Raw genomic sequence first — 24,778 nt, forward strand, 5'->3', positions numbered from 1 at the left:
TGTCCGTGACAAAAGCTAATATAAGTTTTGAATTGATTTTTCTAAAAAATATCAAATTGGACCGTGACAATTTCCAAACCCCAATATTAATATTGAAAAAAAAATCCAAAGATATATTATATCAAATAAGTTTAGTTTATAAAAAATCACTTATTTCATATTTTGCAACAACTGTCATTTGTACTATAAATCATTATGTTAAACCAATTTACCAAATAATCATACCCAATGCAACAACAAATAAACAGAATTACAGATATTCTCCGTAGAGACGACTGAATCTCTTGAGCTATGCACTATACAGAACAAATATCCTGGATTCTTTTTCTGAAATTTATAGATGATTATGAAAAAGAAAATTATGAATGAGCCTTGCTTGATGGCAAAGATTATGAATTTATACTAGACCCAAAGTTTAGACGAGATAATCGAGCCTGTCCCAAGACCAAAGACCACAAACTTGATGTGAACAATGCTCTTACCTGAGATGATCTCAAAGATTTCGTAAACAATGAGCTTTTCCCTTATCTTCAATCTTTCAAAGATACCAGTAAAGATTACAATACTATGAAATACAAAATAGGTGAAATCTACTATTTCATAGACAACAGGATAGAAAGCTGACACACTATCAGAGAGATTTTGGATATAGTAGACTGACTCAGTTTTCAAAGCGAAAAAGATCTTTTTGAGCTTAGTAAAATATATGAAGACTTGCTTCAGTGAATGGGTAGCGATGGTTGAAATTCAGGTGAGTTTTATACTCCAAGACCTGTAATAAAAGCTATGACAGATACTATCAACCCCAAGATTGGGCAAACTATTTATGATGGAGCCAGTGGTAGTTGTTGATTTTTGATAGAAGCTTTTGAAAACCTAAAAAAACAAGAAAAAACAACTGATGACTACTATTTCCTAAGGAATAAAACCTTTTATGGAAACGAAAAGACACCAATAGCTTATATTATGGGTATGATGAATATGATACTTCATTGAATTTCCAACCCAAACCTAAGCAAGCAAAACAGCCTCACCCAAGATGTAAGATCTATTGAAGAAAAAGACAGATACGATATTATCCTTGCCAATCCACCTTTTGGATGAAAAGAAAAGGAACAAATTCAAGCTAATTTCCCTATCAAAACCAACTCTACTGAAATGCTATTTCTCCAACATTTTATGAAAAAACTCAAAACTTGATGAAAAGCTGCTATAATTGTCCCAGAATGAGTTTTGTTTAATACCTCACAACCTTTCCAAAAAATTAAACAAGAACTTATAGAAAATTATAATCTACATACTATTTGTAGTTTGCCTGCAGGAGTGTTTTTGCCTTATTCTGGAGTAAAAACAAATATTATATATTTTGACAAACAGTGAACTACCAAGGATATACGATATTATGAAATAAATCCTTGAAGAAATCTTACCAAGAATTCCCCTTTGAAATACGAAGAAATCCAAGAATTTATAGATCTTTTTGATAGCAGGAAAGAAACAGAAAATTCATGGATAGCTCCAGTAGAAGATATCAAAGACTATGATATATCAGCCAAAAATCCTCACAAAAATAAACCAGAAGAATACAGAACTCCTCAAGAAATACTAGAAAATATTGAAAATAATGACCAAAAAATCAATGAATTAACCAATAGACTAAAAGAAGCTATCTAAAGTTTTAGCAAACTTAATTTTATACAAAGAAAAAAGCGCTAGCAGTATAAGCAAGCACCTTCTAACCCAGAATTGAATACAATTCTGAGTTAGTTTTCTTCCTGGAGATTTTCTTCTTCAGATTCTTTTTTGAGGGAGCTGTAAAAGCTTACCAGTATAACTAGCATAACTGCTAAAAAAGTGAAGAAAAATGCAACCAAAAAAGAAACATAAACTGATATTCCTAATTTGGCAAAGATTTTGTATAATGTTATACTGTAAGAAATGTTTAATAGGATATTACAAAGATACACAATAAGTTCGATAGGCTGTACAATTGGTTTTTTTACCTTTTCATTTACATGACTGAACCCTGACTTCTTTTTTTGTTCTTAAACATTGGATTTATGGACATAAGTACTCTCCTATCATCCTTTGGGTTACAACTGTGGAAGACTAAAAAACAGGAATCTGGTTATAATTATTTTTTTCTAATGTCAACAAAAACTTATTTTTTATTGACATTCAATATCTTATTATTATAAAAAAACATGCAACAGATTTCTTGTAATACAAAAAGCTTTGAGGAGGCTGCTATGAAAAATTCTACCATTCATCTTTGTATCTACATTCTTGTGACTCTTACTTACTTTGTTGTGTGGGGATTGTTTTGCGGATTTGTGCTATATGTTTTGTGGGAATGGTTTTTTGTTCCAATATTTGGTGTCAGTTCTATCTCAATTGGGGAGGCTTGGGGGCTGGTGTTGATTGCCTTCCTTTTCATTACATGCATTAGTCTCTATAATAAAATTTTAACTTCCTTCTCCTCTGGTTGGAAGTTTGCTAAATTCTTTTTTAGTCCCATTGTTATACTTTTAGTGGGCTTGTTTGTCTATCTATTTGTGTGAAATTACAGACCCGTTGCAGGAATCTTTGCAGCGGGTTTTAATATTATGAAAATTTTTATGAATTAAATGCAATGTGATCGGCAGGTATGTCCCGGTTGTCTTTTTTCATTATCAAAAAAATAAGATAGTACACTAAATAGACTTTTTAATAAATTGTGTCTTTGAAATTTCAGATTGTATCTTTGGCGTAAGCCTAAGTTCTCAAGTTGAATATTTCATAACTACTGGAGGCAAACTTATAGGAGTTCTTCTTTTGAAAATTCAAAAAATATTGACATATTCTATCAAAAAATTATATTAACATTGCCTTTGAAGTCTCAACTTTTGGAGGTGAATATGAAGGAGCATAGATTAGATATTGCATATGCTATGGTGAGGAATGGTTCTCATGGAGGGGATGTTGATGACAGGATAGTTTTGTGTCCTCAAGATATCCTAAATGACTACTTCTCAGGAAGTTTCAGAGAACTTAGGAGATTTGTTTTTGCTGACTTGTATCAGAGAAGGTTTTTTTCAAGTCCGTTTTTTGTTAGGCCTATCAAAAGATACAAAGTAGAATCAGGCACTGTGGACTGTCTTGAGCTCAAACGGACGATACCTACAGGGCCTTTGCTGGATGCTGCAGTTTATGCAGTAGGTCTTCATGATGAGCTCCCTGATTTTGAAAAATACCCAATAATTTTGGGTATCCATAAAAAGGGATCTAGTATAGTTATCTTTTTGGAGCGTGATCATATTGAGGAGGTTCTTCGCGAGGAGATAGTGGAACTACTACGAAAAAAGAGAATATCTAGCTGATGCAGGTTCAGCTTTAGTAGCTCTGGAGGAAGTCCTCTGGAGCTTTTTTTCTTCAAAAAAATTACAACGAAAAAAGCCCCGGAAAAACCGGGGCTTTGTGGGAAAAGTGGATTTCACGGCCTCAACAGTTCGTTGATGCCGACCTTGGCGCGGGTTTTTTCGTCTGCATACTTGATGATTACCGCGCAGTAGAGGCTGTGGCTACCATCATCAGCCGGCAGGTTGCCGGGGACTACCACAGCGCCTTCCGGAACTCGTCCGTAGTGGACTTCACCGGTGGTCCGATCATAGATCTTCGTGCTCTGGCCGATGTAGACGCCCATGGAGATGACTGCACCGCGGCCGACGATCACTCCTTCGACGATCTCCGAGCGGGCCCCGATGAAACACCCATCCTCAATGATGGTCGGATTGGCCTGCAGCGGCTCGAGCACGCCGCCGATACCGACGCCGCCGGAGAGATGGACATTTTTGCCGATCTGGGCGCAGGAGCCGACAGTGGCCCAGGTATCGACCATAGTGCCCTCGTCAACATAGGCGCCGATGTTTACATAGGAAGGCATCAGCACCACCCCGGGGGCGATGTAGCTGCCATGGCGTGCAGCTGCTGGTGGCACCACTCGTACGCCGGATTCGCGGAGGGCATTCTCGTCCCAGTCGGCGAACTTCATCGGAACCTTGTCGAAGAAGTTGGTGACACCGCCGTGCATCAGACGGTTGTCGTGGAGGCGGAAGGAGAGCAGCACCGCCTTCTTCAGCCACTCATTGACCTGCCAACCGTTGCTGCCCGGCTCGGCGACCCGCGCCTGGCCGCTGTCGAGCTGCCGCAGGGCTTTAGTCACAGCATTGCGGATTTCCGTAAGGGTGTCGTTCGGGTTGAGTTCATCTCGTCTCTTGAACGCTTCTTCGATGATTTTTCTTGTATTGTCGGAGAAGTTACCAACATCAGCAATCATGCTACCTCCATTTCTTATGCATCACAAAGGTACACTCTTATAATCATAAAGAAATAAATGTCAATATTTTTTTGAGTAATAACAAACTAAAAATAATATAAAATTAAAATAGTATTCTATTGTCTTTTACTACAAATATATAAATTTGGAATATGTTGATAACTTTTTGTACTTTTAGTTAGAAATTTTATCTCAACTTAAATATAATGAAGTAACAATCAAAGAAAAATTATAATATAGATATTTTGATGAATATTTTGCAAAAAAAGATTACAAATAAATAAAACCCTAGGAGAGGCCTAGGGTTTTTGAAGTGTGATTTTTATTGTGTGTATGGATTGTCCGGTGGCGGTCTGTTTTCATGGTCATAGTAGTTATTGCCACTAAAAATATCTTTCAGCATCATTAATGGCAAGCTAAAGCCCACAAGTACTGCCACCAAAATCATATCACCAAGTTTTTCTTTCCCATCGCCCCATTTCTGATTCCAAGTGTAGAAACCAGTAGCAATCAAGACTGCAATCAAAGCAGATACTACACATGCAATTAGAATTGATGTTAGCAGGATCACTGCTAGTGAGCAAAGAGGAGCAGCTTCACCAAAGATTTCACACATATTACACTCCAGGTGTTTTTTACTCAAGTATATATCTTATAATAATTTGTATATGATAAGTCAACAAAATTATTTAAATTTTGATGTTTTTTATTTTGTTTTTGGTGGTTGTCAGATTCATAATGATCTTAGTTGTGCCGTAGTGATTTTCTGGTCTGCATGTTTTGTGTTATGAGTCTGAGATTTATTTTTATCTTGTTCTTCACAAAATTTTAGTATTTCTCTTAAATTGTGTATAGATTGTTTTATATACTGGTTGGATTTATCAATTAGATGTTGTGTTTTGGGTGTGTTCATATTTTGTTTGAGAATATAAATTATTTTTTTGTGATTTTACATACTTCAAGGTCTTTGAGTATAAAAAACAAACTTATCAAAAGAACAAGTATTCAAACTGCTTTGATTTCAAGTCAAAAATAAGGCATAGAAAGTATTGTTCCTCCAATTCCAATATATGATGCCAAAGTAATGCTACATGCAGGACATCATATTGTTACTATACTTGCAATGCTTCATATTATTCAACCTCAACTTTGATACTTGCTAAAATTTCCAAAAAAATAAATCTTGTAGGTTGTACTAGCTATTAGCAATCAAAATAAAAACGCAATCAAAAAATTCGAATAATATTCTATATTTGCAAGTATAGGTCCATAATTTCATAACATTAGATCATAGTTCGTAAAATCATTGGATATTCGTAGTATAATTCATCATGAAATAATTCATGCAGTAATAGACAGTTTGCTTTTAATTACTTTGATAAGATTTTGGAATATTATTTTTAGCATCCATTTTATTGATTTTGTAAATACGATATTAAGGATAAAATTTTTAATTGTTTTTGCAACTAATTTTGTACATTTTATATTAGAAAAATGTCTGTTTTTGGATTGACTTTTGTAATATTATTGTTTATTATTTACTTTTATAAAAAATTTAAAAAATAAAAATTAATTATGAGTAAATGAGTAAATACTGGTTTAGCTAATAAATTTGATGGTTATTCTGAAACTTATGTAGATATTAGTGAGCTTCCTAAGTGATGTGCAGATGAAATTGCTAATACTATTCAGCATGATCCAGAAAAAGATATTTTAACTAGAGAAGAGCTTGAAGCTTTGGGGTTCAGAGTGGTTAGAAGATCTTCAAAATAAGTTTATTTGTATGCTATTTATAAGATAACCAAAATTTAATGGTTTTTCAACAATTTGAACCAAATCAGTATAGAGAAAGCGCACAAGCTTCGGATTGTATTTGATCTAATATGGATGCTATACTGGAAGAAAGTTGACAAGAAGCTTTACAAAATTTGATGGATGAATTGCCTCCAATTACCTATTTGGATGATTTGGATTAAGCTTTTACTTCTCAAAGATATAAAATAAAATCTTTATCTTTTGGTGTTGTAGACTTAGAAAGTGCTGATGCTGAGGTCAATTTTTGATCTCAGAATTTTTTATTTATATTATTAATCTTCTTCCATAGGTTGTCATTGTTATTGTTTTCAAAAATTGATAAAGGCTGTTGGTTTGAATTTTCTAATTTTTCAAGGTATATTCATGTGCTTCTATATGGTATATTTTCTTTGAATATTTCATCAAAAAGGTTTTTTGCTGTTTTGTATATGAATGTTTTGTCATTGGTTTTGGAGTTAAGAATTTTTGTTGTTTTATATTTTTGAAAAAATTTGTCTTTCAAAATTATGCTAATTTGTTTTGTATATAAGTCTTTTTCTATGATTTGAGAAAAAGCTTTTTCAATGTTTATACATAAGTGGGAATAAACTTCTTGTTTATTGGATGAAAAATGTGGGTTGAATGAGTATGTTCTTCTTATTGATTTTGCTTGTTTGTTGTTTTCAAAAGAAATTGCATTCACTGAATTTATCTCAAACCATATTTTTGTTCAACCTCCTTGAAGATTTTTTTTGATAGTTGAAAAATTAACTTGTTTGAACTCAAATACATTTTTTAAAAAATCAATTTTTTCTTGTGAACTTTTTCAAATAAAAGGTATATCTTTGATGGGTGTTTTTTTTAATATTTTGTTGATTTTGTTTTCATCTATTCAAACTGTTACTCAGTAAGGTTTGTTGATAGGAGAGAAGGTCTTGGCAAGAATTCTTGTTGGTGCTACTCATATTGATACAGGTATTCAAATTTGTTTGTATATTTGAAGCTGTATTTTTTTTGCAAGTTCATAGTATGATTTTGCTCAAAAAATATTCAGGCTGTTTGTGATATCTACAAATGCTTCATCGTTACTGAATACTTCTACTTTTGGAAAAAAGTTTTTTAAAAAATTTTGTAAGTTTTTTGATACTTTATTATAAAAGTTATGGTCGGGTGAAATAAAGATTCATTCATTATTTAGCATTGGTTTGGCTTCTCGTATAGGTGTTCAAGTTTTTACTCAAAAGTGTTTTGCTTCATACGATTTTGCAATAACTATATCTTTTCATACACATACTTTTTTGTTTTTTAATTTTGGGTTTCTTAGTACCTCACAAGACACAAAAAAACAATCACAGTCAATCAAGGCCCATACTTGTTTGGATTTTTCTCAAATCATTTATTATTTGTACTTTCTAAAAACTCATATTACAACACCAAAAACTACAAGTTCTTCTTCTGGATAAATAGGAGGATAGTCACTATTTGCAGGTTCCAAGTAGTAATTTCAATTTTTGTCTTGCGACAAGTATTTTAGTGTATATTCTTTGTCTACTATAGCAACTATTATGTCTGAAACTTGTGCTTGTATTGATTTGTCTACTATAATATAATCTCCATCTTTTATTCCTTCTTTAAGCATACTTTCTCAGCTAACTTTAAGATATACCGTAGAATATGGTCTCTCCACAAGAAAATCTTTTAAGTCTATATTTTCCTGGGTTGTATCATCTGTAGATGTGGGGAATCAGGCTTTAAGTCATTCAAATAGAGGAATTAACATTTGTTGGGTAGGTTATTCTATGTTATAAAAGTTATTGAAAAATGGTGGGATTGCGCTCAAAAAAGCATAAACAAATTGGTCGGTTCTTGTTAGGTTGTCATCGCTCCAAGCTCAAAAAGCTCAATTTTTTTTGCTTGCTGATTGTATTCAGGTAAGTTCTTCCAAAACAACACCAAGTTCTTCTCCGTTTTCATAGATTCTTTTTCTAAAAACTTCTGGTACTTCCATCATATTTGATATACCAATATGTTTTTTTCAGTTTTTGTCCAATATGCATACAACTCAAAAAAGGTAAGCCTTTCAGTTTATATAGCTTGTTCATCATTCCATTCCTATGTATAAGTCTGCATTATTATGTTTTTTTTGCATATCTATACTACGATTTTCTGCTCATCTGATGTTTTCTTCTAAAGATTTTGGCATGTCTGAAACATTACTTTCAGCTGAGTTTGTGATGAATTCTATGTCTTGGTTGTTTGTATATGAGCATTTATCAATTCAAATTTTAATTGCTTCAATTTTTGCTGGATTTTGAGTTCAAATAGCTATTTTCATTTGTTCATTTATTATAATTAAAAGCAACTTATAATTTAATTCTATTGTATTATAAATCAATAGATATTTTATTTTTTAATATTTTTAATTTTTTACAAAAAATATTGACTTTGTGTGTTTTTTCTTTATATATGAGCTTACTTTTTTAAAATTTAATTAATTAAACAAACTTTTGATATGAGTAAAAATTTTGAGAATCAAAATCATTCAAATACAAATGGTAATTTAAAAAATTCCAAAGTTTCTTCTAATACTGCTTTGTATGTAGCAATTGCAATTTCATTTACTTGAATGTCTGCAGAATCTAGATCTAATACAATTGATGATTATTGTGATACACAAGAAACAACACAAACTTATCAAGTTGTTTCTTGAGATACTTTGTATACTGTTATGAGAGATCAGTTTTGACTTGATTATAGTGATGCTGAAGATAGGATGGCTTTCAAGCAAGAAAATAATATGCCTTCACCTGCACTTAGTGTATGAGATGAACTTACTTGGACCACCACAGAAACTCAATGTGATATTCCTGATAATGCTTATGTTGTGCAAAGATGAGACGGTCCTTATTATGCTATGAATGCATTATGATTAGATTATAATGATTCAGAACAGGTAGAAAGATTTTTTGAGTACAATCAAATAGAAAATCGTTGAGGAAGATTTTATGTAGATGGTGAGCCTATGGAAGAATGACATGTGTTCTTTGAGCCAGAAGAATCAGAAGAATCTAGGGTTAAATGAGATTTTCAAGAAACATACAAATTGCAGCCATGAGATAGTATAAAAGAGGCAATGATATGACTTTGAATGGATCCAGATGATGAAGAACAAAGATCTGATTTTTTCAATTATAATAATATTACTATACTTAGAGGTCTCCCTCGTATAGATGGTGAAGTTTTTCAGCCTTGAGATGAAGTAAAACTTCCTTCAAGATATTTGTGAAAAGTTAAGTTGCAGGAAAGTTATGAAGTACAACATTGAGATAATTTGGATAATGTGATTGAATGACTTGGGCTTGATCCAGATAATGAAGATCACAAACAGGATGTTTTAAATTATAATAATATGCAGGTAGTTGGAAGATTTGCTTATTACAAGTGAAGAATAATTTCTCCAGGAGATCTGATAGAACTGCCTGCAAACTATCATACAAAGAAAAAAGTAAAAGAAGATGAAGTAGCACCTGATGCAGATGTAATGCAGGATGTAAGTGAGTTTAAGATATGAGAGTGAGTAAATGAAAGAGTTTTGTCTGTTTGACAAAAAATTTACTATATGGATGATGAAGAAAATATTTATGATGCAAAGGTTGAATGAATAAATTATTGAGGTGATGTGGTAGTTTCCATAACAGGTGATCCCTTTAGGAAAGTTGCTCAGCATGACCAATTTAGGCTGATCAAAGATGGTGATGCTTTTGAAAGAATCAATTTGATCAAAGAGTATAAAGAAAGATTTGAAGAAAGGATAGATAGGACATTAGCATGGGCTGGAAATGAAAGCAATCCAATACATGTTCCGTCCAATTATCAGGAAAAACTTGAAAATGAGCTTCAAGCTCTAAAAAATGTTGCATTATCTCAAGTATCTGAACAAGAAAAAAGAGAAGAGCTGGTAAGGCAGTGAAGATATTTCACAGAAATTATTGATTATCCATTGAGAACTATGGATTTGGTTCAGTTATTTGATGATGTGGCAACTATGATGAGAATAAAAAATGCCAGAATGTATTTTGAATCTATGGATTCTGATACATTTGTAGAATATAAAAACAGATATGGTTTTAATTCTGTGATAAATATGCTAAGATTAAAAAGAACAGTTAATTATACTGCTCAAAGTAAAAATTATATAAATCAGATAGATGGGTTGGTGGAAGACTTGTTTGAAAGATACAATTACAATGAAAGGTGATGAAAAGAACTTCCAGATTATTACAAGATATTGCTTGTGTGATTGATTGACTTGGAGTCAAAATTTAATCCATTCAATATATGACAAGCAGGAGAACTTTGAATGGCTCAAATAATGCCAAGTAATTTTTTGGCTTGAAATGCTTGGTTCAACAGGAAAGAAATAAATCCTTTCAATCCAGAGATATCACTTTCTTGGGCAATAACTTATCTTAATTATATTTACAACAGATTTCGTACTGTAAATTTGTGAGATGGTGGATACGACCTGGCTGAGATGGTTCTTACTTGATATAATATGTGACCATCAAGAGTTATTAGATGAAGTTGACAAACTTTTAGGGTGGTTATAAACAGGTATCCTTGAAGAGTAATTAATAGTGTAAATGAATTGTTGAGAACTCATGATAATATTAGAGAAATGGCAGCTTGAATGTCCCAGCAAGATAAAAATAGATTACAAGAATTATGAGTAGATCCAAACTTATTAAGAAGGCATTACTAAACTTTTGTTTGTAAATATTGTTGAAAAAAAAAGAAAAAATATTATAGTTTCTTTATTTAAGAATTTAAGTTTAGTATATGCCAACAAAAACTAAAGCTTCCACAACAAAAAAGTCTACTAAATCTACCACCTCAAAAACCACAACTTCTAAAAAATCCACAAAACCATCAAAATGAAAAAATCTTGTGATTGTGGAATCTCCTGCAAAATCCAACACAATAAAAAAATTTCTATGAAATGAATGGGCAGTAGAGGCTAGTATGTGACATGTAGTGGATTTGCCCAAAAAATGATTTTGAGTAGATATAGACAACAATTTCAAGCCAGAGTATGAAACAATGCCCGACAAGAAAAAAACAGTTAATAATCTTAAAAAACTTGTTAAAAGTTATGAAAAAATATGGATAGCAACAGATGAAGATCGTGAATGAGAAGCTATATGATGGCATTTGATAAATGTTTTAAATCTAAAAAAAGAAGATACTCCAAGAATAGTGTTCCATGAGATAACAAAAGATGCGATTCAAGAGGCTGTCAAAAATCCTAGGACAATAGATGAAAATTTGGTAAGTAGTCAGCAAGCAAGAAGAATTCTTGATAGGTTAGTATGATTTAAAATTTCTCCAGTTCTTTGGAGTAAAGTAAAAAGATGACTTAGTGCGGGTAGAGTTCAGTCTGTTGCAGTAAAGTTGATTGTAGAAAAAGAAAGAGAAATCCAAAACTTCAAACCTGAAGAGTCTTGGTCTGTTTTGTGATTGTTTAGTTATAATAAACAGGAATTCAAAGCAACTCTTGAGAAAATAAACTGAAAAAAAATATCTCTCAAAAAACAATCTGATTTACAAAAAATTTTTGATGAGATTTGATTGACCAAGAAGCCAAAAGAATCTTCAGAAGAAAAAACTTGAAATAAAATAATATATTTTGATGAAAAAATTCCTTTTCAAATAATACAACTAAAAAAATCAACTAGTAAAAGGTCTGCTTCTGCTCCTTTTATAACTTCAACATTACAGCAAGAAGCTAGTAATAAGCTTTGATGGTGAGTAAAGCAGGTAATGTCAGTTGCTCAAAAGTTGTATGAAAATTGATATATAACATACATGAGAACGGATAGTTTGAATTTGTCGTCTTGATTTATCAACTCTGCATGATCATATATTAAAAAAAATTACTGAAAAGAGTTTGTTCAAACCAAAAACTATAAAACAAAATCAAAATGAGCGCAAGAAGCCCATGAAGCAATAAGGCCTACAGATATAAATAAAACCCCAAAAAATGTTGGGCTTTCTGGGAATGAAGCAAAGTTGTATACATTGATATGGACAAGAAGTTTAGCTACTCAAATGGCAGATGCAAAGCTTGAAAATCTTACATTGAAAATGACTGTGAAATGAAAAAATCATGAATGGTCTGCCAAAGGTCAGACAATAAAGTTTTTGGGTTTTATGCAAGTTTGGCAGGATGTTTTTGGAAAGATTCCGATGCAAGAAAATATTTTGCCACCTTTACAAAAAGATCAAGAAATTGAGTCGGACAAAATTTTGTCAAATCAGCATTTTACAAAACCACCAGCAAGATACACAGAGGCTACTTTGGTGAAAAAACTTGAAAGTGAGTGAATTTGAAGACCTTCTACATATGCACCAACAATAAGTACAATAATAGATAGAGGTTATGTAGAAAAAAAAGATGACAAAAAACTTCATCCTACAGATATAGCATTTTTGGTGAATGATTTTTTGGAGTCAAACTTTAAAAGCTTGATGGATTACAATTTTACAGCAAAAATGGAAGACAAGCTTGATAAAATTTCAGAATGAAAGCAAGACTGGGAAAAGATGTTGAAAGAATTTTGGAAAGATTTTGAAAAAGATTTGCAAGCATCAGATAAAAGCGAAAAAGCTAAAATGTATGTATGAGAAAAATGTCCTAAATGTTGATGAGATTTGGTGTATAAGTTTTGAAAAACAGGTAAGTTTATAGGTTGTGATAATTATCCTGACTGTAAATATGTTACAAACACCAAAGAAGAACAAGATTATATCCAACAACTAAAAGATAAATATGAATGAAAACCTTGTCCAGAATGAGGTAATATAGTGGTAAAAGTATGAAGATATTGACCGTTTTTGGCTTCGGATAAGTATCCTGAAGTAAAGTGGATATGAAAAATACCAGATGAGAAAACAGAGAAATTGCAGGAACAATTTGGCTGAGAAACTTGTGATAAATGTGGAGAATGAAAAATGGTTGTGAAAAAATGAAGAAGATGACCATTTTTGGCTTGTGATAAATATCCAGACTGCAAAAATGCCAAACCTATTCCTAAGAAAAAATAATTTTTTGATATTTGACAAAATAAAAAAGATGGTTATAAATAGTATGCTGGTAGTTTTGCCAGCGTTTTTTATAAAAAGGAGAATATATGCACAAAGTCCAGACTGTCCAGACTGAACGGGCTGCAAACTCTATCATTACTGGCAGAGAGGTTATGAGACTCCAAAGCGAAGATGACTTTTGGAGACTTGTAGATGAACGTAGGGGAAATGAGGATGTAATTCCTCTCAGCCCCTTAGCTATAGAGTGTGCGGCCAAGAAGGGATGGTTGAAGACACCTGAGGTGTTATAACACTTCAGGTATCCACCTTGGAGTTTACTCCAAGGTGGTCTTTTTTGTTGAAAAATATTTAAAATTATTTATAAAATACTTATTTAGGAGGTTGCTCCTTTTTTATTTATATTGTTATCTTAAATGTTTTTAAATTCTTCTTAAGATTAACTTTTAGATAATAGTTTTTAGTAATTAAGCTCTCAAAAAAATATGTTGTATAGTTGAAATATGATTGGTAGGTTGATAAATATTGATGATAGTTATGAAAATTTAGTAAAAAATTTAACATTGAAGTCTTGTGAAGTAGAAGAAGTCAAAAAAAGACAGCTTCCAGATGAGTTGGTTGTTTGAAAGACTACAAAAGTAGAAAAACACCCTGATGCAGACAAATTGTATGTTTGTCAGGTAGACTGTGGAGAACACTGAAAATTTCAAATAATTACTTGATGAGAAAATATAGTTTCAAACAGATTTGTAGCTGTAGCATTACCAGGATGTTACCTTTCACATATAGATCTAAAAATTTGAGAAAGGAAGATGAGGTGACTTGATTCAGCAGGTATGATTTGTTCAAAAGAAGAATTGTGAATAAATGAAGATACAGATAAACATTGGATATGGTTGTTGGATGAAGATATTTTGGTAGAGCAGTCTGATATATGAAAACCTCTAAAAAATGTTGCAACTTATTTAGAAAATGCAATTATAGATGTAGAAAATAAAACTTTGACAAACAGGCCTGATCTTACTGGACATTTTTGATTGAGTACAGAAATATTTGCAATATATCCAAAAAACAAATTAAGGTATAGTAAAATAAACTCATATATGGAAGATTTCTCAAACATAAATGTTTTTGAAATGTTAGAAAATACAAAACCATTAGAAAAAGAGATTATTTCAGAAACTTCATGATTGAGATCCTATATTTTGATGAGCATAGATAACATAAATGTTGAACAATCTGATTTTTATACAAGATTGAATTTGTTAGACTTATGACTTACTCCAAAAAATAACTGGGTTGATTTTAGTAATTTATTTTTGTTTTTTACTTGACAGCCAATTCATTTCTTTGATGCAGACAAAGTGAAAGGGAATATAAGAATCAAAGATGCAAAAGACTGAGAAGAGTTTGAAGATCTGTTTTGAGAAAAGCATACTCTAAATAGTAATGATCTTGTAATAGCAGATGATGAAAAGATATTGGCTTTAGCTTGAGTAATGTGATCAAATAATTCTTGTGTTGATGAAAATACCAAAAATATACTTGTTGAAATAGCAAATTTTGATAATGTTAGGGTTAGAAAAACTTGAACTAGACTTTGATTGAGAACTGATGCTCAAATAAGATATGAGAAGAATATTAACCCACTTTTTTCTTTGTATGCTAGCATAATTTTTTTGGAAGAATTAAAGTTTTTTTATAAAACATTGTGAGATTATCAAATAGGTTGAACTAATTTTTATGCAGATCAGTTTACAAGGTCTTTGTATACCAAAACAATTGATATAGATATTTCAAATATAGAAAAATTTGTTTTTTGAAAAGAAGCAGATTTACAAGGTGATATAAAAAACACACTTGAATGATTGTGATTTGTATTTGTATGAAATAATACTATAAAAGTACCAGTTCGAAGATCTCCAGAAGATATAAATATCAAAGAGGATGTTGTAGAAGAATTTGCTAGAATTTATTGATATGATAATATTAAAGAAATTCCATTGTCTTGGGATCTTGAGAATGTAGAATTTACTCAAGAAGTTAATTTACAAAGAAAGATAGAGGATGTTTTTTCAAAAGATTATGATTTTGATCAGATAGAAACTTATCCATGGATAAATGAAGATATCCTTGATGTTTTTGGAGTTGATAAGTCACAACTAGTAGAGCTTGAAAATCCTATAGACTATCAGCAAAGATACCTAAGATCAGATATGCTTTGAAGTATGGTTTCTTCTGTAGCTAAAAATTTTAGAGAGTTTGATTTTATAAAAATATATGATACTGGTAAAGTTTGGTACAAAACTTCAGATAGTGTAGTGGAGCAAAAAAGACTTTCATTTGCTTTATATAAAAGATCAATTGACTGATGGCAAGAAGATTTGAGTTTGTTGGCTAAGTCTTATGTTAGAGGTTTTATATGAAGTATGTGAATAGATTTGAATATTGATTATCAGCCAACTGATAAATCTTATTTCCATCCCAAAAAACAATGAAAAATATTTTTGTGAGATGAAGAGATTTGATATATATGAGTTTTGCATCCTATATATTATGAAAATTTTAAATTTTTTGAAAATAGTCAGATATGTTATGTAGAATTGTGTTTGGAGAAAATAAGTAGTATTGTTGAGGCATTTGACAAAAAGATCTGAAAATCTTATTATGAAACATTACAAGATCAAATAGTATTTAGAGATGTTAGTTTTGTGGTAGACAAAGATTTTCAATATTGAAAAATAATAGAACAAATCAATAAAGTAGAGTGAATAGAAGATGTGGATGTTTTTGATATATATTTTTGAGAAAATCTTCCAGAAAACAAAAAAAGTATATCTTTGACATTGAAAATAAGATGAAAATGAGATAGTAGTTCTGATGAAATTAATAAACATATGCGAGAAGCAATAGAAAATGTAAAGTCAGTATGATGAGAAGTAAGAGAGTAGTTTTACATAAAAATTGTATTTTAAAATATAAAATCTTATTATCAAGAAGTATTGACTTTAAGTTATAAATAATTATTAATTTTGTATTTATAAATTATTTTGTTTTGATAATGAAAGACAGTCTTTGTATCCTGAAGTTTGGTTCAGAAACTATCTGTCCAGAAAACACTTCTTGGTCTCAACATGTTGAAAATTTTAGAAAACAAATTGGTAATGTGATCTCTTCAAAAAAGGAAGATATGGACTTTGTAGTAGTTTCATCTTGAGCAGCAAAACTTTGAAGAATGTTTCACTGAGAAAATATGTCAAATGATGCATTGATGGCAAGTTTGTGACAACCAGAGCTGATAAATTTTTGGAAAGAGGTTGTATGACCTAAAGTATGACAGATTTTGATAAACTATGTTCCTTCTATTGATATAAATAGTATGGAGACTAGTCAAAGAATTAGAAAAATACTTTCTAGCCTTTATGATAATATTAAAACCCAACAGGATAAAAACATATATGATACTATAGTGGCAAATTTGGGTGTATGATCAATACCTGTTTGTAACTATAATGATTCTACTGATAGAATAGAAATTGAGTGAATAGATAGATTGGAAGATAATGATTATAATTCTGGTTATGTTGCAGAGTTGATGAGGCATTATGGAAACTGGGAGAATATATATTTGGTGACTTACTCCAATTCGCCTTTGTGTGAAATTACTCAAGATTGACAATTTGTGATTCCTTATGTAAATCCAGATAAAACACCTCAAGAAGAGATTGCAAAATTATGCAACTGAAAATCTTCTTCTTGAAGATGATGAATGAAAACAAAAACTTGAATTCATCACTGGTTGGTGAGTAACGATATAGTAGATAAAAGTGTGATAGCAGACACTTCTTCCGATCTTGCAACTGTATTGTGATCTTTTGATAGAAGTGTACCATCTGATAAGTTTACTACATTTTCTAAAAATTAATGTCTAAATTATACCAGTCTTTACTATGGAAAACTATTAATAAAGATATTTTGAAAAAGCCTACTTTTGAGGTAGAAATTTTGGGTAAAAAATATTTTGGAATTGTTAAAGAAAAATCAAAATTTTGAGTTAAATTTAGGTGGTATCAGGTGATGGGGGTTGATGTAGATTTTGATAATAACTTTTCAAATGAACTTCAAAACATAAAAAGACAGTTTGGGGGTGACTTTGGTAATATACTCTTTCAGTTTGGTTTTACAAATATTGTTGATGAAGCAAGATCTTCTGATATGAAAGATTCAGTTATAGTAGAAAATATTAGAAATAACCAAAAGAAAATATCATCAGATATTACAAAAAAATACAATCTTAAACCTTCATTTAGAGAGAATATGCCTCCAGCAACCGTTTTGATAGATTTGGAAAAATCCGAAGAAGAAATTTGGAATGAAATAAGTAAGAATACAAAACAAAAAATAAAAAAAGGTAAATCAAAATGATTAGAGTTTGGTATTGCAAATAAAGAAGATATTGAAGAATTTTACAATTTGTGGTATACAACTTTAGGTTCAAAATGATATTCTATTTTACCAAAGAAAGATTATGAAAACTTGATTCACTTTTGTAAAAATGAGGAAGTAGGTGATTTGTTTTTGGTCAAAAAAGATTGAAAAATTGTAGCAGGTTCAATTTGTGTTTATGAAAACGATGAGGTATACTATTTGTATTGAGCTGCTAGTAGAGAGTTTGGGAATATATGACAACATCATTTTCTAAAATATAGTTTGTTCAATCATTTAAAGACTCTTTGATACAGGCAGTTTGATTTGTTATGAGTGGCTCCTGCCGGTGATGCTGATCACCCGTTGGTATCAGTTTCAGATTTTAAAAAATCTTTGGGCTGAAATTTTGTGCAGTATGTTGGAAACTTTGATTTGGTTTTGAGTAATTTTTTGTACAATGTTTTTGAAGTATCAAGAAAATTTAGATCATAAAATAACTTGGATTTAGGTTTATTGGTTTTATATTTGTTTAGACTCCAATTTTGCTTAAAAAATATATCTAATAAATTTAATGAATATATTTATTTCTATTGAAATATTAAACTATTTCTTTATTTATATAGTGTATGGATGTTTGATATGTATTCTTAGAATAATAGAGAGTTTTTTGTGTTACAAGCGTTTTTTCATTAAATATATATTTATAAGCTAATTTTTTATTAAAGTGCAGATAATAGTTGTTTGAATATTGCTAACTATATTTGGAGTTTTGGCTATGTACTCGGTAAGTATATATGAATCTTTCCGCCTTACAGTATGATTGGAAAACCTAGAGCCTTCCAATTATTTTTATTTCCTAAGACAAATGCAAAGTCTTATTATATGACTGATAGTTGCAATTATAGCTTACAAAATTCCTCTTAGGTTTATCCAAGAGTACAGAAATATTATATTTATATTTGTGGTCTTATTCCAGCTTTTAGTGTTTACACCAATTTGAATAGAGCTTCAATGATCAAAATGATGGCTTTATATACAATGATTGTGAACTGTACAGCCAGCAGAGCTGTTCAAGCTTTGATTTGTAATATTTTTGTCTGGATGGTTTGTAAGAAAGAAAAAAGAACTTTCTAGTATTCCCTGATTTATAGCTTTTTTGATAGTGGCTGGTGTTTTTTCTGTAATATTTTTGGCGATTCCAGATCTTTGAACACTAATGGTGATAGGTCCAGTGGCTTTGATAATGTACTGGTATGCTTGATGAAAGATTAAATATGTTTTGTGACTTTTGTTTGTATGATTGTTTTTGTGATATACTATATGAATGCAGTTTGATTATATTAGAGTAAGATTTGAGTACTTTTTTGATCCAAGTGTTGATGAGGATGCTAGATGAATAGGTTGGCAAACTCAGCAAGCTCTTACTGCTATATGAGGCTGATGATTCTTGTGAGCTTGATACTGAAAATGACTTCAAAAATTTGGTTATATTCCAGAAGCTCAGTCTGATTTTGTGTTTGCAGCTTTTTCAGAAGAAGTAGGATTTTTGTGAAATAGTATATTGCTGACTTTATATTTTTTGCTTTCATATTTTTTTCTCAAAAACCTAAGGTATGTCAAAAATGAGTATTTTAGGGTTTTATGAGTGGGAATAATATCTTTGATAATGATACAAGCTTTTGTGAATATATGAGTTAATGTAAATATACTACCATTGACTTGAATAACATTGCCTTTTGTAAGTTATTGATGAACAGCATTGATGATAAATTTTGTCCAGATAGTTTTGCTTTACAAAATAATAACCGAAAAAACATAATGGCTTTTTTGGATGAAAATTGATTTGTGTGTGGGAAAAGTATTTTTGATGAAATTGTAGAATTTTCTATAAACTCACAAAAGTTTAAGTGCAAAAATAATTCTTTGATTATATATTATAGACAAAATCTGAAAGAAAAAGATATCAAACTTGTTTCTGATAAAATGACTGTTTTTAGGGTTTTGGATAGGCAGCCTTTTTTCTATGATATACCAAATATTTTGTTTTTTCTTTATGGAGTTAATATTTTTCAAGAATTTGATGAGAATACTTGAAAATTGTATTCGGTTTTGTTTTGATATGATGTTGATACTCAACAGGAAGTGAATGATGTGCTTGAAGTTTTGGGGAGTGATGTTTTTTTTCATCCAAGTTGAAAGTATATGATAAATAATGATATAAATTTTTCTTTTGAAGATATCAAAAAGGATGTGTATGAGTGTATCGAGTACAATGATGTAGAAAAGGTTTTTTCTTTTCTTTTAGGGCTTGGGCTTTTTTATTGAAATTTTGATACACAAGAAAATGATAATGGTTGATTTCAAATCAATAACTTCAAGTTACACCTACCATTGAGCCTAAATCTTATCTGAGGAGAGGAGTTTTTCAGCGATATTTGAAATTTTTTGAAAAACAACTGAATTTTTGTGAAACAGGATTTTTTGAAAACAGATATGTCGTATGTTTATCAGTTGTCCACATCAGATTATGAGGTTTTGGAAAGTTTCAAAAATTACTTGAAAGATATTGTAAATATAGATTTCAATCCTAAGAAATATTTTGTAGAAACTATTAAAGAAGAAATTTTGTCGTGATTTGAGTTTGAAGATTTCGACAAGGAAAAGCTTGATTGTTGAACTTTGAAATATTTTGTAAAGTAATGCTTTGTTTTATGGAGTTTTATTGTTATGAAAGCTTATATTCACAAAAGTCTAAATTTTTAGTAATTTAAAGTTTTTCTTAACTCAGGGTAAAAAGGAAATTTGCCTCAAATTATTATACTTTACCCCTAAATTATCGCGCGAAGTTTGAGATATACAGCATCCCTAAGTTACCGCGCGGAGTTTAAGGTATGGACCACCCCTAAATTATCGCGCGGAGTTGAGGGTGTGTGGCATCCCTAAATCATCGCGCCAAGTTTGAGGTGTGCTACATCCTTCAAACATCAAATGAATATTGTAGGTGTGATTTGTCTTTAAAATTGAAATATCATAATTTTTTGAATGTCAATTTGTTAGTTTGCTCTTGAAATCAGAGTTTTTTTGATTATAAAAACTTTTTGTTTTTAAATCCTTAAAAATATTATGTGATCCTTTCTTAACTATATCTTGAAAAGAAAAAATAATCTGATAATTTGACTTTTGGCATTTTTGCTTTTGTATACACCTTTGACAATGGCTGCCTGACCATCAGAATTGGCTTGAGAAAGTGTTGCTTTTACTTTCTTTGCTCTGGCTATAATTCTAATTTTTTCAAAACTATGATGACTTGTAGAAAAAATTTGATTCCCTTCGGTCTTGTGACAACTTTTGGCTTGAGTAGTATTATGAAACCTTTTTCTGGTTTGAATAGATTTTTTTGAACCAATCAAAGAAAATCCATTGCTTATGTTTTTGTCTCAGTTGTGAGTTTTGATACTTTTGTTCCAGATATGACTGGAATCAGAGATAGGGCAAATGAAAAGAGTATGAATCAAGGCAATAAATGTAGCATTGGTATGAGTGATTTTGCCCTTTGTATTGGGTTATTTTACAAGTATGCGACTTTTGCCAGATGATGGTATTGCTACTTGGTTGTTCTTGTGAGCTGCCTTTACAGCAACTTCTGTGGGTATTACCATGTCTGTTTTCAAAGATAATAATATGGTGCAATCCAAAGAGTGACAGATAGTTCTTTGAGCAGCGGTGATAGACGATGTTTTGTGACTTTTGATACTGGCTATTATTACAGCTATAGTAGCAGATCCTACTGGATGATTGAATTTCATGGAAATAGGATCGATAATTTTACAAGCATTTGTTTTCCTGTTTTGAGCTATAGTTTTGTGACAGCTTTTGGAGTGACCAATTAGTAAAGCTTTTGCTAAGATAAGTACTGGTCTTTGAATGAAGTTTACTATAGTTATTTCTTTTTGTTTGATATTTGCATATTTGGCAGATTTGGCAGGTTTGGATCCTATAATAGGTGCTTTTGCTGCATGACTTATACTTGATCCTGTTTACTTCAAATATTACAAAGATATTCATGTGGTTAATGATATGAAATCTTATGTAGATTCTGTAGATCTAAAAAAAGAGGATAAGGATAGATTTGATAATATATTAAAATCTCATGAAAGAAGAAACTTAGAAGATCTAATAGAACCAATATGAATGATGTTGATTCCATTGTTTTTTGTGATGACCTGAATGCAGCTAGATTTGACTGTATTTAGTGACTTAAGTGTTGTAGCTTTGTCTTTGATACTTACTGTTTTGGCTTTTCTGTGAAAATATCTTTCTTGATTTGTAGCTACTGGCATGAATAAACATGTAGTTGGTCTTTGAATGACTCCAAGATGAGAGGTATGACTTGTGTTTGCATCTATAGGTCTTTGAATGTGAGCTATTAGTAATGAGGTGTTTGGTATAATTATTATTGTTGTGATACTTACAACATTTATTGCACCAGTGATTTTGAATAACTTGCTAAAAAAATGAGCTTGTGATAACTGTTAATAATCTATTGAAAAATTTTTTTAGCTTGTTATAATCTTAGAGTTTAAAAATTAGACTTATAATGAAAAAACTTTTGGTGATCTCTGGATTGAGTTTTGTTTTGTTTGTATCAACATGATGTAACATTTCGGATGAAGCTGATAAGGTTTGAGAAAAAATCTATGAGTGATGAGAAAAATTACTTAATGAGTGAGAGAACTTGTCTGAATCAGAAAGTGAAGCTGAGCAAGCAGATGATGTTGATCAACATATTGCACCTGATGAGCAAGAAATCCAAGTAGAAGATGATTCTGATGATGATCTTTGAGAAATGGAAGATGTTTTAAATCAGTTATTAGAATAGATAAATGAATTATACATTAAAAGATTATATTAACAAAGTTGATAACAATACTATCCAACCTGAATCTATAGTAGAAGATTATCTAAATAAAGCTCAAAAAGAAAATGACAAGTATTTTTCATATGTTAGATTTCACGAAGATTATATAAAAGAAAATATTCAATCCTTGCAACAGCTTCCTTTGAGATGAGCTCCAATATGAGTAAAAGACAACTTTATTACAAAATGATATGTATCAAGTTGTGGTTCAAAAATGCTTGAAAATTATATTTGAGTTTATGAGTCTACAGTAACACAAAATCTTAAACAAGCCTGAGCTTGTATGATTGGGAAAACAAATATGGATGAGTTTGCTATGTGAAGTAGTACCGAAAACTCATATTTTTGAGTAACAAAAAACCCGTACTGAGAAAATATGATTCCTGGGGGGTCTTCTGGATGATCTGCAGTTGCTGTTGCTTCTGATGGCTGTATAGCTGCTCTTGGTACAGATACTTGATGAAGTATAAGACAACCTGCTAGTATGTGTGGGGTAGTAGGTTTGAAACCAACATATTGAAGAGTTTCTAGATTTGGTATTCAGGCTATGGCTTCATCATTGGATCAGGCTTGAACATTTACTAAAACTGTAGAAGATGCTTCTATACTTTTGAAGGCTATGTCTTGAAAAGATGAAAATGATGCTACAAGTGTACACAAAGAAGATTATGATTCTTGGGATGATGCAGTCAAAACAAAAGATTTGAAATGATATAAAATTGCTGTGTTCAATGAGTTTTTTGGAGAATGAATTGATGAAGATGTGAAAAAAGTAGTTAAAGAAAATATTTCTAAAATTGAATCTTTGTGAGCACAGGTAGAGTATATTGATTTTCCTATGCTTGAATATGCTTTGTCTGTGTATTATGTGGTGATGCCAGCTGAACTAAGTACTAACTTGTCTAGATTTGATGGTATAAGATTTTGACATCAAAAAGACAGTTTTGATTTTGATAGTATATATGATTACTATTCTAATATAAGAAAAGAAGGTTTTGGTGATGAGACAAAAAGAAGAATAATAGTAGGAACATATGTTTTGAGTGCAGGTTATTATGATGCTTATTATCTTAGAGCTCAGAAGATAAGAAAACTTATAAAGAAAGATTTTGATAAAATATTTGCTGAATATGATGCAATAGTAGGTCCTGTAGCTCCTACAGCTGCCTGGAAAATATGAGAAAAAACAAATGATCCATTGAAAATGTATCTTTCTGATATATATACTATACCAGCAAATCTGGCTTGATTGCCTGCAATCTCAGTTCCATGAGGTTTTGTAAATAAAGACTGATCAGATTTGCCAGTGTGAATTCATATAATGGCAAATCAGTGGAGAGAAGATAATATTTTTGCTGTATCTTCAGCTTTGGAAAAAAACAACTAAAATAATTTTAAATTTTGTTTTGATTTTTTATAAAAATATATATAATGTTGGATAATAAGATTTATTAATTATCTTAATTTATGGAAGTTAAAGTTTATGATTGAGAAAGGTTTGAAAGAACTCAATGGTGGTATATTACATTTGTTGCGTCTTTTGTCTTATTGATAATAGCTTCATTTGTAACAGGAAATATATCAGGTATAATTGTGCTTTTTTTGATGTTGTGATGATATTTGTTGTATTCAATAATTTCTTTGAAAAAAGTGACAATAAAAATTAGAGATGAGTGATTAAAAATATGATCAAAGTTTTTTCCTTGGGAAAATTTTTATGGTTTTGCTTTGGAGCTTGATGAACAAACAGAATCTATAAAAAATATAGTGTTTGTTACAAAAAATGCTAATATGATTCATACTTTGGCCGATGAGCCTGATACAATAAAACAATTTGTATTGAACCTAAATGATAAGCTTCAGATGTTATCTGATTTTGAGCAATGATTTGCAGAAAGATTATGAAGAAAGCTGAAAATTTAAAATTAATTCTAATAATATGGCTGCTGAGTCTTCAAACGCATTTAAAGAATTTTTAGAGGAAAATAAACAATGACTTAATAGTCTGGAGACTTCTATAGTAGAATCAAACTGCAATAAAATGTTGGATTTTTTGTATAATGAAGATGTTAATGTTTTTTTCAAATTGCTTGAAAAGTCAAAAAAATATAAAAATTGATTAATAATAAAAAAATTTTTAAGTAAAATAGATAGTGAGTCTGAATATACTGACACACAAAAAGAAGCATTATCAGTAGCAAAATCTTATATAAGCTAATATT

General features: G+C 30.7%; 22 protein-coding genes and 1 pseudogene. 16 read left to right on the forward strand and 7 right to left on the reverse strand.

From position 1 onward, the window contains the following. Positions 1-228 precede the first annotated feature (228 nt). Complete coding sequence (locus tag HLG78_RS00545; RefSeq protein WP_231178367.1) at positions 229-1,674, forward strand: class I SAM-dependent DNA methyltransferase; 1,446 nt, start codon at positions 229-231, stop codon at positions 1,672-1,674. Positions 1,675-3,478: 1,804 nt separating this feature from the next. Here HLG78_RS00545 and dapD read toward each other — a convergent pair. The 4 genes and pseudogenes from dapD to HLG78_RS00565 form a co-directional block, all read right to left on the reverse strand. After that, positions 3,479-4,315, reverse strand: a pseudogene (gene dapD, locus HLG78_RS00550) (2,3,4,5-tetrahydropyridine-2,6-dicarboxylate N-succinyltransferase); the annotation flags it as partial. A 322-nt stretch (positions 4,316-4,637) separates the two neighbouring features. Continuing rightward, a complete protein-coding gene (locus HLG78_RS00555) occupies positions 4,638-4,931 on the reverse strand; it encodes a hypothetical protein (RefSeq protein WP_231178370.1) in 294 nt (97 codons plus the stop codon). Positions 4,932-5,021: 90 nt separating this feature from the next. Then, positions 5,022-5,228, reverse strand: a complete 207-nt coding sequence (locus HLG78_RS00560) for a hypothetical protein (protein WP_231178372.1) — start codon at positions 5,226-5,228, stop codon at positions 5,022-5,024. Between the two features lie 20 nt (positions 5,229-5,248). Continuing rightward, positions 5,249-5,722 (reverse strand): hypothetical protein, encoded by a 474-nt coding sequence (locus tag HLG78_RS00565; protein WP_231178374.1) that lies wholly within the window; start codon positions 5,720-5,722, stop codon positions 5,249-5,251. 168 nt (positions 5,723-5,890) lie between these two features. On the opposite strand from HLG78_RS00565, the gene HLG78_RS00570 reads away from it, so the two are divergent. Both HLG78_RS00570 and HLG78_RS00575 read left to right on the forward strand, forming a co-directional pair. Beyond that, entirely contained in the window at positions 5,891-6,088 is a 198-nt protein-coding gene (locus HLG78_RS00570; protein ID WP_231178377.1) for a hypothetical protein, read from the forward strand. 38 nt (positions 6,089-6,126) lie between these two features. Then, positions 6,127-6,291, forward strand: coding sequence for a hypothetical protein (locus HLG78_RS00575; RefSeq protein ID WP_231178380.1), 165 nt, complete (start codon positions 6,127-6,129; stop codon positions 6,289-6,291). Here HLG78_RS00575 and HLG78_RS00580 read toward each other — a convergent pair. Genes HLG78_RS00580 through HLG78_RS00590 form a run of 3 tightly spaced genes read right to left on the reverse strand, consistent with a single transcriptional unit; the run spans position 6,288 to position 8,444 of the window. Continuing rightward, positions 6,288-7,505 carry a Y-family DNA polymerase gene (locus tag HLG78_RS00580; protein ID WP_231178382.1) on the reverse strand — a complete coding sequence of 406 codons (1,218 nt, stop codon included), beginning with the start codon at positions 7,503-7,505 and terminating at the stop codon, positions 6,288-6,290. The two genes, HLG78_RS00575 and HLG78_RS00580, sit on opposite strands and share 4 nt — an antisense overlap. A gap of 3 nt (positions 7,506-7,508) precedes the next feature. Further along, positions 7,509-7,889 carry a LexA family protein gene (locus HLG78_RS00585; protein ID WP_231178384.1) on the reverse strand — a complete coding sequence of 127 codons (381 nt, stop codon included), beginning with the start codon at positions 7,887-7,889 and terminating at the stop codon, positions 7,509-7,511. A 12-nt stretch (positions 7,890-7,901) separates the two neighbouring features. Further along, complete coding sequence (locus HLG78_RS00590; protein WP_231178387.1) at positions 7,902-8,444, reverse strand: DUF84 family protein; 543 nt, start codon at positions 8,442-8,444, stop codon at positions 7,902-7,904. 177 nt (positions 8,445-8,621) lie between these two features. Between HLG78_RS00590 and HLG78_RS00595 the strand changes: the two genes are divergently transcribed. The 13 genes from HLG78_RS00595 (at position 8,622) to HLG78_RS00655 (ending at position 24,774) form a co-directional block, all read left to right on the forward strand. Next, positions 8,622-10,871 (forward strand): transglycosylase SLT domain-containing protein, encoded by a 2,250-nt coding sequence (locus HLG78_RS00595; protein ID WP_231178390.1) that lies wholly within the window; start codon positions 8,622-8,624, stop codon positions 10,869-10,871. A gap of 77 nt (positions 10,872-10,948) precedes the next feature. Continuing rightward, positions 10,949-13,213 (forward strand): type I DNA topoisomerase, encoded by a 2,265-nt coding sequence (topA, locus tag HLG78_RS00600; RefSeq protein WP_231178393.1) that lies wholly within the window; start codon positions 10,949-10,951, stop codon positions 13,211-13,213. Further along, positions 13,185-13,415 carry a hypothetical protein gene (locus HLG78_RS00605; RefSeq protein ID WP_231178396.1) on the forward strand — a complete coding sequence of 77 codons (231 nt, stop codon included), beginning with the start codon at positions 13,185-13,187 and terminating at the stop codon, positions 13,413-13,415. The genes topA and HLG78_RS00605 overlap by 29 nt, the downstream gene beginning before the upstream one ends. 280 nt (positions 13,416-13,695) lie before the next feature. Then, positions 13,696-16,161 (forward strand): phenylalanine--tRNA ligase subunit beta, encoded by a 2,466-nt coding sequence (gene pheT, locus HLG78_RS00610; protein WP_231178400.1) that lies wholly within the window; start codon positions 13,696-13,698, stop codon positions 16,159-16,161. A gap of 110 nt (positions 16,162-16,271) precedes the next feature. Then, a complete protein-coding gene (locus tag HLG78_RS00615; RefSeq protein ID WP_231178401.1) occupies positions 16,272-17,135 on the forward strand; it encodes an amino acid kinase family protein in 864 nt (287 codons plus the stop codon). After that, positions 17,135-18,130, forward strand: a complete 996-nt coding sequence (locus HLG78_RS00620) for a lipid II:glycine glycyltransferase FemX (RefSeq protein ID WP_231178402.1) — start codon at positions 17,135-17,137, stop codon at positions 18,128-18,130. The genes HLG78_RS00615 and HLG78_RS00620 overlap by 1 nt, the downstream gene beginning before the upstream one ends. Positions 18,131-18,362: 232 nt before the next feature. Beyond that, complete coding sequence (locus HLG78_RS00625; RefSeq protein WP_231178403.1) at positions 18,363-19,457, forward strand: FtsW/RodA/SpoVE family cell cycle protein; 1,095 nt, start codon at positions 18,363-18,365, stop codon at positions 19,455-19,457. Further along, a complete protein-coding gene (locus HLG78_RS00630; protein ID WP_231178404.1) occupies positions 19,457-20,338 on the forward strand; it encodes a hypothetical protein in 882 nt (293 codons plus the stop codon). Before HLG78_RS00625 ends, HLG78_RS00630 begins: the two co-directional genes overlap by 1 nt. A 423-nt stretch (positions 20,339-20,761) precedes the next feature. Next, a complete protein-coding gene (locus tag HLG78_RS00635) occupies positions 20,762-22,174 on the forward strand; it encodes a cation:proton antiporter (RefSeq protein ID WP_231178407.1) in 1,413 nt (470 codons plus the stop codon). 61 nt (positions 22,175-22,235) lie between these two features. After that, the gene (locus HLG78_RS00640) at positions 22,236-22,517 is read left to right on the forward strand and encodes a hypothetical protein (RefSeq protein ID WP_231178410.1); all 282 of its coding nucleotides are present in this window, start codon (positions 22,236-22,238) and stop codon (positions 22,515-22,517) included. 4 nt (positions 22,518-22,521) lie between these two features. Beyond that, complete coding sequence (gene gatA, locus HLG78_RS00645; RefSeq protein ID WP_231178412.1) at positions 22,522-23,943, forward strand: Asp-tRNA(Asn)/Glu-tRNA(Gln) amidotransferase subunit GatA; 1,422 nt, start codon at positions 22,522-22,524, stop codon at positions 23,941-23,943. Between the two features lie 80 nt (positions 23,944-24,023). Continuing rightward, the gene (locus tag HLG78_RS00650; RefSeq protein WP_231178414.1) at positions 24,024-24,479 is read left to right on the forward strand and encodes a hypothetical protein; all 456 of its coding nucleotides are present in this window, start codon (positions 24,024-24,026) and stop codon (positions 24,477-24,479) included. Positions 24,480-24,495: 16 nt separating this feature from the next. After that, the gene (locus HLG78_RS00655) at positions 24,496-24,774 is read left to right on the forward strand and encodes a hypothetical protein (RefSeq protein WP_231178416.1); all 279 of its coding nucleotides are present in this window, start codon (positions 24,496-24,498) and stop codon (positions 24,772-24,774) included. Positions 24,775-24,778 lie beyond the last annotated feature (4 nt).

The sequence above is a fragment of the Candidatus Absconditicoccus praedator genome (assembly GCF_021057185.1).
Taxonomy (GTDB): domain Bacteria; phylum Patescibacteriota; class Gracilibacteria; order Absconditabacterales; family Absconditicoccaceae; genus Absconditicoccus; species Absconditicoccus praedator.